The sequence below is a fragment of the Kitasatospora sp. NPDC049285 genome, assembly GCF_040678815.1.
Taxonomy (GTDB): Bacteria; Actinomycetota; Actinomycetes; order Streptomycetales; family Streptomycetaceae; genus Kitasatospora.
Genome location: NZ_JBFAQR010000033.1, coordinates 1 through 14371, shown reverse-complemented (window position 1 = coordinate 14371; position 14371 = coordinate 1). Strand labels below are relative to the sequence as shown.

At 73.3% G+C, this 14371-nt stretch carries 11 protein-coding genes; 5 read left to right on the top strand and 6 right to left on the bottom strand.

The genetic code is table 11. The features are described from left to right. Positions 1-135: 135 nt before the first annotated feature. From AB0K51_RS21235 to pdhA, 3 genes are read right to left on the bottom strand one after another with little or no spacing between them, the layout of a single operon-like run. The gene (locus tag AB0K51_RS21235) at positions 136-1419 is read right to left on the bottom strand and encodes a dihydrolipoamide acetyltransferase family protein (protein ID WP_363457806.1); all 1284 of its coding nucleotides are present in this window, start codon (positions 1417-1419) and stop codon (positions 136-138) included. A 5-nt stretch (positions 1420-1424) separates the two neighbouring features. Beyond that, complete coding sequence (locus tag AB0K51_RS21230) at positions 1425-2432, bottom strand: alpha-ketoacid dehydrogenase subunit beta (protein WP_363457675.1); 1008 nt, start codon at positions 2430-2432, stop codon at positions 1425-1427. Next, positions 2429-3589: a pyruvate dehydrogenase (acetyl-transferring) E1 component subunit alpha gene (pdhA, locus tag AB0K51_RS21225; protein ID WP_363457673.1), complete on the bottom strand. Its 1161-nt coding sequence runs from the start codon at positions 3587-3589 to the stop codon at positions 2429-2431. Before pdhA ends, AB0K51_RS21230 begins: the two co-directional genes overlap by 4 nt. A gap of 138 nt (positions 3590-3727) precedes the next feature. Between pdhA and AB0K51_RS21220 the strand changes: the two genes are divergently transcribed. Next, positions 3728-4195: an Lrp/AsnC family transcriptional regulator gene (locus tag AB0K51_RS21220; protein ID WP_363457670.1), complete on the top strand. Its 468-nt coding sequence runs from the start codon at positions 3728-3730 to the stop codon at positions 4193-4195. A gap of 9 nt (positions 4196-4204) precedes the next feature. On the opposite strand, the gene AB0K51_RS21215 is transcribed toward AB0K51_RS21220, so the two are convergent. Both AB0K51_RS21215 and AB0K51_RS21210 read right to left on the bottom strand, forming a co-directional pair. Beyond that, positions 4205-4792 carry a TetR/AcrR family transcriptional regulator gene (locus tag AB0K51_RS21215; RefSeq protein WP_363457667.1) on the bottom strand — a complete coding sequence of 196 codons (588 nt, stop codon included), beginning with the start codon at positions 4790-4792 and terminating at the stop codon, positions 4205-4207. 65 nt (positions 4793-4857) lie between these two features. Continuing rightward, on the bottom strand, positions 4858-5814 hold the full coding sequence (locus AB0K51_RS21210) for a glycosyltransferase family 2 protein (protein WP_363457665.1): 957 nt from the start codon (positions 5812-5814) through the stop codon (positions 4858-4860). Between the two features lie 153 nt (positions 5815-5967). Between AB0K51_RS21210 and AB0K51_RS21205 the strand changes: the two genes are divergently transcribed. Further along, entirely contained in the window at positions 5968-7233 is a 1266-nt protein-coding gene (locus tag AB0K51_RS21205) for a glycosyltransferase family 39 protein (RefSeq protein ID WP_363457662.1), read from the top strand. Between the two features lie 119 nt (positions 7234-7352). Next, positions 7353-9047, top strand: coding sequence for a phenylacetic acid degradation protein PaaN (gene paaN / locus AB0K51_RS21200; RefSeq protein ID WP_363457659.1), 1695 nt, complete (start codon positions 7353-7355; stop codon positions 9045-9047). A 108-nt stretch (positions 9048-9155) separates the two neighbouring features. On the opposite strand, the gene AB0K51_RS21195 is transcribed toward paaN, so the two are convergent. Further along, positions 9156-10391, bottom strand: a complete 1236-nt coding sequence (locus tag AB0K51_RS21195) for a glycosyltransferase (protein ID WP_363457656.1) — start codon at positions 10389-10391, stop codon at positions 9156-9158. A 119-nt stretch (positions 10392-10510) separates the two neighbouring features. Between AB0K51_RS21195 and AB0K51_RS21190 the strand changes: the two genes are divergently transcribed. Together AB0K51_RS21190 and AB0K51_RS21185 are read left to right on the top strand one after the other, a co-directional pair. Next, a complete protein-coding gene (locus AB0K51_RS21190; protein WP_363457653.1) occupies positions 10511-11983 on the top strand; it encodes an FAD-dependent monooxygenase in 1473 nt (490 codons plus the stop codon). A 158-nt stretch (positions 11984-12141) separates the two neighbouring features. Continuing rightward, on the top strand, positions 12142-14371 hold a 2230-nt coding region (locus AB0K51_RS21185), incomplete at its 3' end, for a protease pro-enzyme activation domain-containing protein (protein ID WP_363457650.1).

Below are 14371 nucleotides of genomic sequence, written 5' to 3'. Positions count from 1 at the left end.
CATTGGCACGCCCGCACAGCTCATCCGACAAATCACGCGAAGACCGGACACCGACACCGTTCACGCGCTAATCTCGCGGGCCCTCCCCACCTTGCGCGGCCGTACGACCACGCAAGGTGACGACCGCTGCCCGCCCTACAGGCCGCGCAGCAGCAGGCCGGGCTGCTCCACGCAGTCCGCGACGAAGCGCAGGAAGCCGCCCGCGGTGCCGCCGTCGCAGACCCGGTGGTCGAAGGTGAAGGACAGCTGCGTGACCTGACGGACCGCCAACTCGCCCTGGTGCACCCACGGCTTGGGGGTGATCCGGCCGACCCCGAGCATCGCCGCCTCCGGGTGGTTGAGGATCGGCGTGGAGCCGTCCACCCCGAACACGCCGTAGTTGTTCAGGGTGAAGGTCCCGCCGGTCAGCTCGGCCGGGGTGAGCTTCCCGGCCCGGGCCGCCTCGGTCAGCCGGGCCAGCTCCACCGTCAGCCGCTCGGTGTCCAGCAGTTGGGCGTCCCGCACCACCGGCACCACCAGGCCGCGCTCGCTCTGCGCCGCGAAGCCCAGGTGGACGGCGCGGTGGCGGCGGATGCCGTCGGGGCCCGCGCTGGAGTTCAGCTCCGGGAAGCGACCCAGGGCGGCCACGCAGATCCGGGCCAGCAGCGCCAGCACGCTCACCTTCGGCCCGGGCGCACGGTTGAGCTGCGCGCGCAGCGCCATCAGCTCGGTGGCGTCGGCGTCCACCCAGCAGGTCGCGGCGGGGATCTCCTGGTGACTGCGGGTCAGCTTCTCCGCGACGGTGCGGCGCAGCCCGCGCAGCGGGATCAGCTCCCCGTCGAGGGCCTCGGAGGCGACGGTTTCACGTGAAACCGTCGGCGCCGGAGCGACCGCGGTGTGCCGGACCGCCGCCTCGACGTCCCGGCGCATGATCAGCCCGTCCGGCCCGCTGCCCGCCAGCGCGGCCAGGTCGAGGCCGTGCTCCCGGGCGATCCGGCGCACCAGCGGCGAGATCACCGCGACCACCCCGGGGGCCTTCGCCACCGGAGCGGGCGGCTGCTCCACCGGCGCGGGGGGAGCCACCGCGACGGCAGCCCCGGGCACCACCCGGCGGCGGCCGGCCCGGCGGGTCTCGGCGACCCCGTAGCCGACCAGCGGGCGCTCCACCTCGGGCGCGGGCGCGTCGCCGGGCGCGGCGGCGACCGCGACGGTCACCAGCGGCGCGCCGACCGGGATCTCGGTGCCGACCTCGCCGTACCGGGCGGTGACCACGCCGCCGTACGGGCAGGGCACCTCGACCACGGCCTTGGCGGTCTCCACCTCCACCACCGGCTGGTCGACGGCGATCACCTCGCCGACCTCGACCATCCAGCGCACCACCTCGGCCCCGGTGAGTCCCTCACCGAGGTCGGGCAGCGTGAACTCGCGGACCACCGGCATCGCCATCACTCCTCCCACTGGAGCCTGGCGACGGCGTCCAGGATCCGGTCCACCCCGGGCAGGTGGTGGTGCTCCAACATCGGCGGCGGGTACGGGATGTCGAAACCGGTGACCCGCAGCACCGGCGCCGCCAGGTGGTGGAAGCACTTCTCGGTCAGCCGGGCGGCGATCTCCGCGCCCGCCCCGCCGAAGCCGGTGGCCTCGTGCACCACCACGGCGCGGCCCACCGAGCGGACCACCTCGCAGGCGGTGGCCTCGTCGAACGGCACCAGGCTGCGCAGGTCCAGCACCGCCAGGTCCCAGCCCTCCGCCCGGGCCGCCTCGGCGGCCTCCAGGCAGACCGGCAGCGAGGGCCCGTAGGTGATCAGCACCGCCGAGCTGCCCGGCCGGCGCAGCACCGCCTTCCCGATCGGCTCGACGCCGACCGCCGGGTCCCACTCGGCCTTGCCCCAGTAGAGGCGCTTGGGCTCCAGGAAGACCACCGGGTCGTCGGAGGCGATCGACTCGCGCAGCAGCCCGTACGCGTCCTCGACGGTCGCCGGGGTGACCACGTGCAGGCCGGGGGTGTGCGCGTAGTACGCCTCGGAGGCGTCGCTGTGGTGCTCGACGCCGCCGATCCCGCCGCCGTACGGGACCCGGACGGTGATCGGCAGCGGCAGCTTGCCGGCGGTGCGGTTGCGCATCTTGGCGACGTGCGAGAACAGCTGCTCCAGCGCCGGGTAGGCGAAGGCGTCGAACTGCATCTCGACCACCGGGCGCAGGCCGTACATCGCCATGCCGACGGCGGTGCCGAGGATGCCGGCCTCGGCGAGCGGGGTGTCCAGGCAGCGGTCGGGGCCGAACTCGGCGGCCAGGCCGTCGGTGATCCGGAAGACCCCGCCGAGGGTGCCGACGTCCTCGCCGAGCACGGTCACGGCCCGGTCGGCGCGCATCGCGTCGCGCAGTGCGGCGTTGAGCGCCTGGGCCATGGTGCCGGTGCGGGTGCCGGACTGGTTGCGGGTGGCGGTGGTCATCGGGGGTGCACCTCGGCCTCGGCGGCGAGTTCGGCGGCCAGCTGGGCGGCCTGCTCGCGCAGCTGCTGGGTGGGCTCGGCGTAGACGTGCGCGAACAGCGCCGTCGGGTCCAGCTCGGGGTCGGCGTGGAACTCGGCGCGCATCCGGGCGGCCAGCGCCTCGGCCTCCTCGGCGGCGCCCGCGGCGAGCTGCTCGTCGAACAGGCCGCGCTCGCGCAGCGCCGCCTCCAGCAGCCGGATCGGGTCGTGCTCGCGCCAGGCGGCGACCTCCTCCTCGTGCCGGTAGCGGGTCGCGTCGTCGGCGTTGGTGTGCGCCTCGATCCGGTAGGTGAGCGCCTCGACCAGGGTCGGGCCGCCGCCCTGGCGGGCCCGCTCGACCGCCTCGGAGACCACCTGGTGCACCGCGGCGGCGTCGTTGCCGTCGACCAGCCGGCCGGGCAGGCCGTAGCCGACCGCCTTGTGGGCGAGGGTCGGCGCGGCGGACTGCCGGGTGAGCGGGACGGAGATGGCGTAGCCGTTGTTCTGCACCAGGAAGACCACCGGGGCGTGCAGCACCGCGGCGAAGTTCAGCGCCTCGTGGAAGTCGCCCTCGCTGGTGCCGCCGTCGCCGAGCAGGGCCAGGGCCACGGTGTCGTCGCCGGCCAGCCGGGCGGCGTGCGCGAGGCCCACCGCGTGCGGGGCCTGGGTGGCGAGCGGGGTGCAGAGCGGGGCGGTGCGGGTGGCGCGCGGGTCGTAGCCGGTGTGGGCGTTGCCGCGCAGCAGGGTGAGCGCCTGCAGCGGGTCGACGCCGCGCGCGACCACCGCGAGGGTGTCCCGGTAGCTGGGGAAGAGCCAATCGTCTTCGCGCAGGGCGAGTGCCGCGGCCACCTGGCAGGCCTCCTGGCCGGTGGAGGCCGGGTAGACGGCGAGCCGGCCCTGCTTGGTGAGGGTGGTGGCCTGCTGGTTGTAGCGGCGGCCGGCCACCAGCCGGCGGTACAGCTCGCGGAGCAGCTCGGGGTCGGCCTTGTCGGCGGCGGGTGTGCCCAGCACGCGGAAGGGCGCTGCGTCGGGCAGCAGGGGAGCGGGGTCGGTGCGCGGCGCGGTGGCACCGGGCAGCCAGCCGGGCACGGACGCGTGGTCGGCCTGGTCTCTGTGGTCGAGAACGGTCATCTCGGGCACCTCCGGGGTGGTGGGGGCTCCCTACCGATTGTTCGGTCGTCTGTTCACCTTGACCATATCTGCGTCAAGACGGTGGACAATCGGCCGCACGGGCGGTCTGCTGGGGTCAGCACGTCCAATCACGAGGGATGGGGGGCCATGTCGGCTGAACAGGTGTCCAGACTCGACCGAGTCGACCGGTCGATCCTGCGGCTGCTGCGGCAGGACGGTCGCGCCTCGATCCGCTCGGTGGCCGAGCGGGTGCACGTGTCCCGGGCGAACGCGTACGCCCGGATCTCCAGGATGGTCGAGGACGGGGTGATCCGCGGCTTCACCGCCCGGGTGGACCACGAGAAGGCCGGCCAGGGCGCCTCCGCCTACATCACCCTGAAGATCGTCCAGAACTCCTGGCGGACGGTGCGCGACCAGTTGCTGCAGCTGCCGGGCGTGGCGCACATCGCGCTGGTCGGCGGGGACTTCGACGTGCTGATGCTGGTGCACACCGCGGACAACCGGGCGCTGCGCGAGCTGGTGCTGGGCAGCATCCAGTCGATCCCGCAGGTGCTGAGCACGCAGACCATGCTGGTCTTCGAGGAGACCGACCAGGTGCCGCCGGACGAGCGCTGAGGACCGGCCTCAGTCCTGGGCGCGCAGCCCGTCGAAGGCCAGCCGGACCACCGCGTCGGGCAGGCCGTCGGTGTCGCGCTGGCCGGGGCGGTACCACTCCACCACCGAGTTGATCATGCCGAACAGCAGCCGGGTGGCCAGCCGGGGCTCCAGGCCCGCGCGCAACTGGCCGGCCGCGGCCGCCTCGCGGACCAGCTCGGCCACCCGGTGGTCGAAGTCGCGCCGCCGCTCGAGCGCCCAGAGTTCGGTGGCGGTGTTCCCGCGCACCCTCAACAGCAGGGTCACGTACGGGAGTTCGGCGAGCAGCACCTCCGCGGTGCGGCGCACCACGTGCTCCAGGCGGTCGACCGGGCGGCCCTCGGCGGCGGCCGGCTCGTCGAGGATGGCGAACAGCGCGTCCAGGGCCCGGCCGACGGCGAGGCGCAGCAGTTCTTCCTTGCCGCGCACGTGGTGGTAGATCGACGACTTGGAGATCCCGGCGGCCCGCGACAGGTCCTCCATCGAGGTGCCGTCGTAGCCGCGCTCGTTGAAGACCCGCACCGTGACGGCGAGCAGCGAGTCGACGGTGTAGGCGGTGCGCGCGGAGTGGTCGGCCATGGTCACGAGTATCCCCGGCGCCCCGGAGGCCCGCCCCGGAGGGGGTGGGCCTCCGGGGCCGGGGTTCAGCCGCGGTCGGCGGCGGTGTCCTCGGCGACGAAGTACGCGGGCCGGGACTGCACCGCGGTGTAGATCCGGGCCACGTACTCGCCGAGCAGGCCGACGCAGATCAGCTGCACCGCGCCGATGAACAGCACGCCGGCGAAGAGCGAGGTCCAGCCGGGCACGGTGCTGCCGGCCAGGTACACGATCAGGCAGAAGGCGAGCAGCCCGAGGCAGGTGAAGAAGGCGACGGTGCCCAGCCAGGTGGCCAGCCGCAGCGGGGCGGCGGAGAAGCCGGTGATGGAGTCCAGCGCGAGCCGGACCATCTTGGTCAGCGGGTACTTGGTGCTGCCGGCCACCCGCTCCTCGCGGACGTAGCGGACCTCGCCGCTGGGGAAGCCCAGCCAGGGCACCAGCAGCCGGTAGACCCGCTGCTGGTCGGGGAGTTCCTTGAGCGCCTCGACCGCCTCGCGGCTCAGCAGCCGGAAGTCCCCGGCGTGCGAGGGGACCTGACGGCCCACCAGGCGGCGGATCAGCCAGTAGTAGGCGGCGGCGGTGTACCGCTTGAAACCGGTGTCGGTGGAGCGGTCCTCGCGCACGCCGTAGACGATGTCCAGGCCGTCGCGGCGGGCGAGTTCCAGCATCTCCGGGATCTTCTCCGGCGGGTCCTGCAGGTCGGCGTCGATGCTGGCCACGTAGCGGCCCACGGCGCGGTGCAGGCCGGCGGTGAGCGCGGCCTGGTGGCCGCTGTTGCGGCGCAGCCGGACCATCCGCAGCTCGGGCCAGTCGGCGGCCAGGTCGCGCAGCAGCGCGGCGGTCTTGTCGGCGCTGCCGTCGTCGACGGCGACCACCTCGTACCTTTCACCGATCCCGTCGAGCACCGGGCGCAGCCGGGCGACGAGCGCGGGCAGCGCGTCCTGCTCGTTGTACATGGGGACCACGACCGACAGGACGGTGGCGTCCTGGTCCGCAGTGCTCATCGGGTTCTCCCGCCGCATGGGGGTGGTGGCCGTCCGGTGGTGGGAGTTTAACCAGCGGGTGTCCCGTCAGGTACAGACCACTACTGCGTACCGTAGGCTCGCCCGGGAATTCCGGGCGGGCCCGGCGGCGGGCCGACACTCAGACAGGACCTGATGGCGATGGCAGCAAGCCCCGACACCGAGGTGGCCGAGCGTCCCGACGTGCCGCCGAGGGGGGACGTCCCGCGCGAGGGAGCGCGGGAGTGGGCCCGGCGCACGGCGCGGGAGTACGGTCCGGCACTGGCGGTGTTCGGGGCCGTGCGGCTGATCGCGTTCACGGTGTTCATGTGGCTGCTGTCCTGGTCGGGCGAGTACCTGACCAAGCCGCACCGGTTCGGCGGCGGCGCCCACACCTGGGACGTGATGGGCGGCTGGGACGGCTGGTGGTACCAGCAGGTCGCCGCGAACGGCTACGACCCGAAGCTGCTGCCGTCCTCCAGCGGGCCGTGGACGCTGGAACAGAACTCGGTCGCCTTCTTCCCCCTCTACCCGGGCCTGATGAAGCTGGTCTCCGCGGTGACGGGCCTGGGCACCTTCGGGGCGGGCGTGTTCGTCTCGGTGGTCTCCTCGTTCGTCGCCGCCGCGGGCATCTACGCGGTGACCAAGCTGCTGGCCGGGCGGCGGGCCGCGGTGATCGCGGCCGGGGTGTGGGGCCTGTTTCCCGGCTCCGGCGTGGAGTGGGCGGTCTACTCGGACTCGCTGTTCGTCGCGCTGGCCGCCTGGGCCTGCTACTTCGTCCTGACCCGCAACTGGCTGGCCGCGGGCGTGACCGCCTTCGTCGCCGGGCTCAACCGGCCGACCTCGGCGGCGCTGGCCGCCGCGATCGGGGTGGCCGCGCTGACCGCGCTGGTGCGCCGCCGCGACGGGGTGGCCGGACCGCTCACCGCGCTGCTGATCGCCCCGCTCGGCTTCGCCGGCTACATCGCCTGGGCGAGCTGGCGGATGGGCAGTTGGACCGCCTACTTCGAGCTGCAGCGCGGCGCCTGGCTGCACTTCTTCGACTGGGGCAAGCACTCCCAGAACGTGGTGAAGAACCTGCTGCTCGGCCACCACGACTACATCTTCGGCTACCCCACCGAGGACCTGATCGCGCTGCTGCTGGTGTTCGCCCTGCCGATCCTGGTCTTCCTGCTGATCCGGCTGCGCCCGCCGGCCTTCCTGGTGGTCTACACGCTGGTCACCGTGGTCCTGGTGCTCGGCAGCCAGCAGATCTTCGGCAACACCTCGCGCTACCTGCTGCCCTGCTTCCCGCTCTTCCTGCCGATCGCGGTGGCGCTCAAGCGGCTGTCGCTGCCCTCGCTGGCGGTGGTCATGGGCGTCACGGCGGCCGCCTCCGGCTGGTACGCGGGGTACGTCCTGTTCGAGCTGGGCATTCCGTAGACCGCGATCACGCGGGGCGCACCGGCGCGCGGAGATCGGATCGGCCACGGGCCCTTGCCCCGACCGATCGTTCGGTTACTCTGAGGTGTGTCCCGCCCCGCCCCTATGAGGAGCGCACCATGGCTGCTGCGACCCCCACCCCGACGGTCGCCGAACTGACCGCCCGTCACCAGGACACCCTCGACCGCGCACTCGCCGCGATCGCGGACCGCGACTACTGGTCGCCGTACCCGGAGTTCCCGAAGGCGTACGGGGAGAGCGCCCCCGCCGACGGGAAGGCCGCCTTCGAGGCGGTGCTGGGCCGCGAGTTCGCGCTGCCCGGGCACCCCGGCGGCGGTGAGCCGGTGACCGGCGAGGCCTCGCCGTACGGCATCGAGATGGGCGTCAGCTACCCGCACGCCGAGCCGGACGCGCTGTTCGCCGCGCTGGAGGCGGCCCGCCCGGCGTGGGCGAAGGCCGGCCCGGCCGCCCGCGCGGCGGTCTGCCTGGAGATCCTGGGCCGGATCAACGCCCGCTCGCACGAGTTCGCGAACGCGGTGATGCACACCACCGGCCAGGCCTACGGCATGGCGTTCCAGGCCGGCGGCCCGCACGCCCAGGACCGCGGGCTGGAGGCGGTCGCCTACGCGTACGCCGAGCAGGTCCGGCTGCCGCGCTCCGCGCAGTGGACCAAGCCCCAGGGCAAGCGCGAACCGCTCAGCATGACCAAGGAGTTCACCGCGGTGCCGCGCGGCACCGCGCTGCTGATCGGCTGCAACACCTTCCCGACCTGGAACGGCTACCCGGGCCTGTTCGCCTCGCTGGCCACCGGCAACGGCGTGCTGGTCAAGCCGCACCCGCGGGCCGTGCTGCCGCTGGCGCTGACCGTGCGGATCGCCCGCGAGGTGCTGGCCGAGGCGGGCTTCGACCCGAACCTGGTGTGCCTGGCCGCCGAGCACGAGGGCTCCTCGATCGCCCAGGTGCTGGCCGTGCGCCCCGAGGTGAAGCTGATCGACTACACCGGCTCCACCGGCTTCGGCGACTGGCTCGAGGAGCACGCCCGGCAGGCCCAGGTCTACACCGAGAAGGCCGGCGTCAACACGGTCGTCATCGACTCCACCGACGACTACCGCGGCATGCTCGGCAACCTGGCCTTCGCGCTCAGCCTGTACAGCGGCCAGATGTGCACCACCCCGCAGAACCTGCTGATCCCGCGCACCGGCATCACCACCGACCAGGGCGAGCGCTCCTACGACGAGGTGGTCGCCGACCTCGCCGCGGCGATCGACGGCCTGCTCGGCGACGACGCCCGGGCGTCCGCCATCCTCGGCGCCGTGGTCAACCCCGCGGTGCTCGGCCGCAGCGCCGCCGCCGCGGGCGGCGAGTTCGGCGAACTCGCCCTCGCCCCGCGGGTGGTGGCCTCCGCCGAGTTCCCCGGCGCGACCATCCGCACCCCCGCGCTGGTGAAGGCCGACGCCGACAAGCCGGACGACCGCGCGGTCTTCCTCGCCGAGTGCTTCGGCCCGGTCGCCTTCGCCGTCGCGGTGGCCGACACCGCCGCCGCCGTCGAACTGCTGCGCCGCACCACCGCCGAGCACGGCGCGATGACCGCGGGCGCCTACACCACCGACCCGGCGGTGGAGGACGCGCTGATCGAGGCCTGCCTCGACTCCGGCGTCTCGCTCTCGCTCAACCTGACCGGCGGGGTGTACGTCAACCAGACCGCCGCCTTCTCCGACCTGCACGGCACCGGCGCCAACCCGGCCGCCAACGCCGCGTACTGCGACGGCGCGTTCGTCGCGAGCCGGTTCCGCACCATCGAGATCCGCAAGTAGTCGCACCCGCACCGCAGTGACCGGAGGCCCGGAACCGTCCCACAACGGTTCCGGGCCTCCGGCCGGTCAGTGGGCGCCTCAGGGCCGGGCGCCCCAGAGCCGAGTGCCTCAGGGCCGCCGCGGGTTGAACACCCACACCCGCAGCAGCACGAAGCGCACCAGGGTGGCCAGCGCGTTCGCCGCCACCAGCACGCCGAGTTCCACGCCGTGCCCGGACCCCGGGCGCAGCCAGTGCAGCGCCCCGACCGCGCCGCTGGTCAGCGCCAGGCCCACCAGGAAGGCCATCCCGCCCTCCAGTTGGTGTCGCAGCGCGTCCTGACGGCCCGTCACGCCGAAGGTGAAGCGCCGGTTGGCGGCGGTGTTGAAGACGGCCGTCACGCCGAGCGCCAGCGCGTTGGCGAGCAGCGCCGGCACCGCCTGCCGCAGCAGCAGGTAGAGCAGGACGTACGCCAGCGTGCACAGGCCGCCGATCACCGCGAAGCTGACGGCCTGCCAGCCGAGCCCCAGCGGCACCTGCGCCTGCCGCACCCTCTCCGGAAGCTCGACCCGGCCGGTCCCCGCCAGGCTGCGCCGGGCCACCCGGGCCATGCCCTTCAGGTCGTCCAGCGCGGTGCGGACGATGTCCACCCGGCTGTCCGGGTCGTCCACCCAGTCCACCGGGACCTCGTGGATGCGCAGGCCGGAGCGCTCGGCGAGCAGCAGCAGTTCGGTGTCGAAGAACCAGGCGTTGTCCTCGACCTCGTCCAGCAGCCGCTTCACCACCTCGGTGCGGCCGGCCTTGAAGCCGCACTGGGCGTCGGAGAACTTCGCCGCCATGGTGGCGCGCAGCAGGAAGTTGTAGGTGCGGGAGATGAACTCCCGCTTGGGGCCGCGCACCACCGCCGAGCCGCGGTGCAGCCGGCTGCCGATCGCCAGGTCGCTGTGCCCGGACAGCAGCGGCGCGACCAGCGGCAGGAACGCCTCCAGCCCGGTGGACAGGTCGACGTCCATGTACGCCACCACGTCGGCCTCGCTGCTGCCCCACACGTGCCGCAGCGCCCGGCCGCGGCCCTTGAGGTCGAGGTGGACGGCGCGCACCTGCGGGATCTGCTCGGCGAGCCGGGTGGCCACCTCCCAGGTCCCGTCCACCGAGGCGTTGTCCGCCACGGTGATCAGGTAGTCGTACGGAAAGGTCTCGGACAGATAGGCGTGCAGCTCACGGACGCAGCGCTCCAGCGAGTGCTGCTCGTTGTAGACGGGTACGACGACCTCCACCAGACGGGTTTTCACGGTGGTGGGCGCCGGGCTCCGTCCGTCGGCCGCCGGGTCGAGCCGGGCGGGTCGGCGCATCGCTGGCTGTGTCATGGAAAGGAGGTTCACAGCCCCTGATGGGCCCGCGATGATGGCAGTCTGAGAGCGCGCTGAGAACCCGGGCCGCCGCGGACTCCGCTCTGGTGACGACGGGACGACGACGGGAGACACGGATGTCCGAGATGGAGTTCGACTGCGACGTGCTGGTGGTCGGAGCCGGTCCGACCGGCCTGCTGCTGGCCGGCGACCTGGCTGCGGCCGGCCTGCGGGTGGTCCTGCTCGAGAAGCGCGCGGAGGAGTCCAACCTGACCCGCGCCTTCGCGGTGCACGCCCGCACCCTGGAGCAGTTGGACGCCCGCGGCCTGGCCGACGAACTGATCGCCACCGGGCAGGTGATGCCCTCGCTGCGGGTCTTCGGACGGCTGCGGGTCGACCTGGCGGGCCTGCCCAGCCGGTTCCCGTTCGTACTGGTCACCCCGCAGTCGCAGACCGAGCGGGTGCTGCGCGAGCGGGCCCTGAAGGCGGGCGTGGAGCTGCGCCGCGGAGCCGAGGTGACGGGTCTTCGGCAGGACGCCGGGGGCGTCACGCTGACCGCGGGCGAGCAGTCCCTGCGGGCCCGGTACGCGGTCGGCGCGGACGGCGTGCGCTCCACGGTGCGCGACCTGCTGGGCATCCCGTTCCCCGGCGAGTCGGTGGTGCGCTCGGTGATGCTGGCCGACGTCCGCCTGGAGCGGGAGCCGGAGGAGCCGCTGACCGCGGGCGCCGGCGAGGCCGGCTTCGCCTTCCTCGCACCGTTCGGCGACGGCTGGTTCCGGGTGATCGGCTGGGACCGCAACCGCCAGGTGGCCGACTCCGAGCCCGTGGTGCTGGCCGAACTCGCCGACCTGGTGCGGGAGGTGATGGGCGAGGACTACGGGCTGCACGACGCCCGCTGGACCTCCCGCTTCCACAGCGACGAGCGGCAGGCGCCGACCTACCGCTCCGGCCGGGTCTTCCTGGCCGGCGACGCCGCGCACTGCCACTCCCCGGCCGGCGGCCAGGGCATGAACACCGGCCTGCAGGACGCCGCCAACCTGGGCTGGAAGCTGGCCGCGGTGCTGCGCGGCTGGTCTCCTGACGCCCTGTTGGACACCTACCAGACCGAGCGGCACCCGGTGGGCCGGGCGGTGCTGCGCAGCTCCGGCGCGCTGGTGCGGCTCGCCCAGGCCCAGCACGCTCCGGCCAGAGCGCTGCGCTCCGCGCTCAGCACGGTCTCCGGACACGTGGGCCCGCTGGCCGAGTTGGGCGCCAAGCAGGTCTCCGGGATCGCCTTCTCCTACCCGGCCGACAAGGGCTCGCACCCGCTGGCCGGCCGCCGGCTGCCGGACCTGCGGCTCGCGGTGGACGTGCCCGGCGGCCCGTCGCGGCTCCACGAGGCGCTGCGCGGCGGCCAGTTCGTGCTGATCAGCAACGACGAGCTGTCGGTCGCGGACTCCTGGCCGGAGCGGGTGGTGACGGCCGCCCCCGCCGACCCGCACGGCAAGCTGCGGGACACCGTGCTGCTGGTCCGCCCGGACGGCTACGCGGCGTGGGCCTGCGTCGACCCGACCCGCGGGGAGCTGCGGGCGGCGCTGAGCCGCTGGCTGGGCCGCCCCGCCATTCAGTGAGTTCGGCCGCGCATTCAGTTAATGGCTTTCCCGTTCCACAGTTGACTGTTTTTTAGTAAGCAATTGCTCAGGCATGGGTCTATTCCTGGGAGTTCTCTGAGAGATTCTGGCGAGCGTTTTCGACCAACCGGAACGCCCCCAGATTTCCGGAGGAGCCCGTGCGACCCCGCTCGCTCGCCCTTGCCGCGGCACTTGCCGTGCTGCCCCTGACCGTTGTCTCCCTGGGCGTCGGCACCGCCCAGGCGGCGCCGACCCCCAACGCCGCCGCCGCCCGGGTGGCGCTGCCGCAGACCGTGACCCCGGCGGTGGCCCGCTCGCAGAAGCAGGGAGACCTCCCGGCGGACCGCGAGATATCCGTGGCGGTCAACCTGAAGCTGCGCAACACCGCCGAGCTGGACCGGTTCCTGACGGCGGTGAGCACCCCCGGCTCCGTCGAGTTCGGGCACTACCTGACGCCCGCTCAGTTCACCGAGAAGTTCGGCCCGACCCAGGCCGACGTCGACCAGGTCCGCGCCTACCTGGCCGCCCAGGGCCTGAAGGTCACCGCGGTCAGCGGCAACCGCCAGGTGGTGGACGCCAGCGGCCCCGCCGCCAAGATCGCGCAGGCCTTCGGCACCCACGAGTCGACCTACACCGACCCGCAGCAGGGCGGCCGGGCGTTCTTCGCCAACGACGGCGCCGCCTCGGTGCCGTCCGCGCTGGCCGGTGTGGTGGAGGGCGTCAGCGGCCTCAGCGACCACACCGTGCGCACCACCCGCCTGGCCAAGCCGTCCGCGGCGACCCCGATGGCCACCCCGAGCGGCTTCGGCCCGGCGACCTACGACGGCGCGTACCGGCTGAACCAGCTGGGCGCGGACGGCACCGGCACCACCGTGGCGCTGTGGGAGTTCGACGGCTACAAGAGCACCAACCTCTCCACCTACGACAGCCAGTTCGGCCTGTCCGGCCCGGCGGTGAGCACCGTCTCGGTGGACGGCGCCAACTACGACTCGAAGCCCGGCCAGGGCCAGGGCGAGGTCGAGCTGGACAGCGAGATCGTCCGCGGCGTCGCCCCCAAGGCGACCCAGCTGGTCTACGAGGCCCCCAACAGCGACCAGGGCGAGATCGACATGGCGGCCAAGATCGTCGCCGACAACCGGGTCTCGGTCATCTCCATCTCCTGGGGCTCCTGCGAGCCGGACACCACCGCGTCCTCGATGACCGCGGTGAACAACTCCTTCAAGCAGGCCGCCGCCCAGGGCATCTCGATCTTCTCGGCCTCCGGCGACGACGGCTCCCGGGACTGCACCCGCTCCACCTCCGGCTCCTCCGTCAAGGCGGTCGACTTCCCGGCCTCCAGCCCGTACAACACCGGCGTCGGCGGCACCAACCTCAAGGTGAGCGGCACCACCTACAGCTCCGAGAGCGCCTGGAGCACCGCCGGCGGCGGCACCTCCACCCAGTTCGCCAAGCCCAGCTGGCAGACCGGCACCGGGATCAGCGGCACCCAGCGCACCGTCCCGGACGTCTCCTCCAACGCCGACCCGGCCTCCGGCTTCGCGATCTACACCCAGGGCAGCACCAGCGCCGGCTGGCAGGTCTACGGCGGCACCTCCGCCGCGGCCCCGCTGTGGTCCGGCTACGCCGCGCTGTTCAACCAGAAGGCCGCCGCGGCCGCCAAGCCGGTGCTCGGCGAGGCCAACCCGAAGCTGTACGCCCTGGCCAACGGCAGCAGCTACGGCTCCGCCTTCCACGACGTCACCTCCGGCGCCAACCAGGACTTCTCCACCAAGGCCGGCTACGACCAGGTCACCGGCTGGGGCACCCCGATCGCCGACGGCCTGACCAACGCGCTGCTGGGCACCAGCACCGGCGGCAACACCGTGACCGTCACCAACCCGGGCAGCCAGACCGGCACCACCGGCACGGCGGTCAGCCTGCAGGTCAGCGCCACTGACAGCGCGTCCGGCCAGACCCTGACCTACACCGCCTCCGGCCTGCCGGCCGGCCTGGCGATCTCGTCGACCGGCAAGATCACCGGCACCCCGACCGCCGCCGGCACCTACACCGTCACGGTCACCGCGACCGACACCACCGGCGCCGCCGGCTCCGCCACCTTCAGCTGGACCGTGTCCGGCACCGGCGGCACCTGCACCCCGGCGCAGCTGCTCGGCAACGCGGGCTTCGAGACCGGCACCGCCGCCCCGTGGACCACCACCTCCGGCGTGGTCGACAACTCCACCTCCGAGGCCGCCCACAGCGGTTCCTGGAAGGCCTGGATGGACGGCTACGGCTCCGCCCACACCGACACCGCCTCGCAGACCGTCACCATCCCGGCCGGCTGCAAGGCGACCTTCAGCTTCTGGCTGCACATCGACACCGCCGAGACCGGCTCGACCGCGTACGACA

Excerpts from the sequence above, each read along its gene's own strand:
- AB0K51_RS21230 (WP_363457675.1), bottom strand. The coding sequence starts at position 2,432 with ATGACCACCGCCACCCGCAACCAGTCCGGCACCCGCACCGGCACCATG.
- AB0K51_RS21220 (WP_363457670.1), top strand. The coding sequence starts at position 3,728 with ATGTCGGCTGAACAGGTGTCCAGACTCGACCGAGTCGACCGGTCGATC.
- paaN (WP_363457659.1), top strand. The coding sequence starts at position 7,353 with ATGGCTGCTGCGACCCCCACCCCGACGGTCGCCGAACTGACCGCCCGT.
- AB0K51_RS21215 (WP_363457667.1), bottom strand. The coding sequence starts at position 4,792 with ATGGCCGACCACTCCGCGCGCACCGCCTACACCGTCGACTCGCTGCTC.
- AB0K51_RS21205 (WP_363457662.1), top strand. The coding sequence starts at position 5,968 with ATGGCGATGGCAGCAAGCCCCGACACCGAGGTGGCCGAGCGTCCCGAC.
- AB0K51_RS21235 (WP_363457806.1), bottom strand. The coding sequence starts at position 1,419 with ATGCCGGTGGTCCGCGAGTTCACGCTGCCCGACCTCGGTGAGGGACTC.
- AB0K51_RS21190 (WP_363457653.1), top strand. The coding sequence starts at position 10,511 with ATGTCCGAGATGGAGTTCGACTGCGACGTGCTGGTGGTCGGAGCCGGT.
- AB0K51_RS21195 (WP_363457656.1), bottom strand. The coding sequence starts at position 10,391 with ATGACACAGCCAGCGATGCGCCGACCCGCCCGGCTCGACCCGGCGGCC.
- AB0K51_RS21210 (WP_363457665.1), bottom strand. The coding sequence starts at position 5,814 with ATGAGCACTGCGGACCAGGACGCCACCGTCCTGTCGGTCGTGGTCCCC.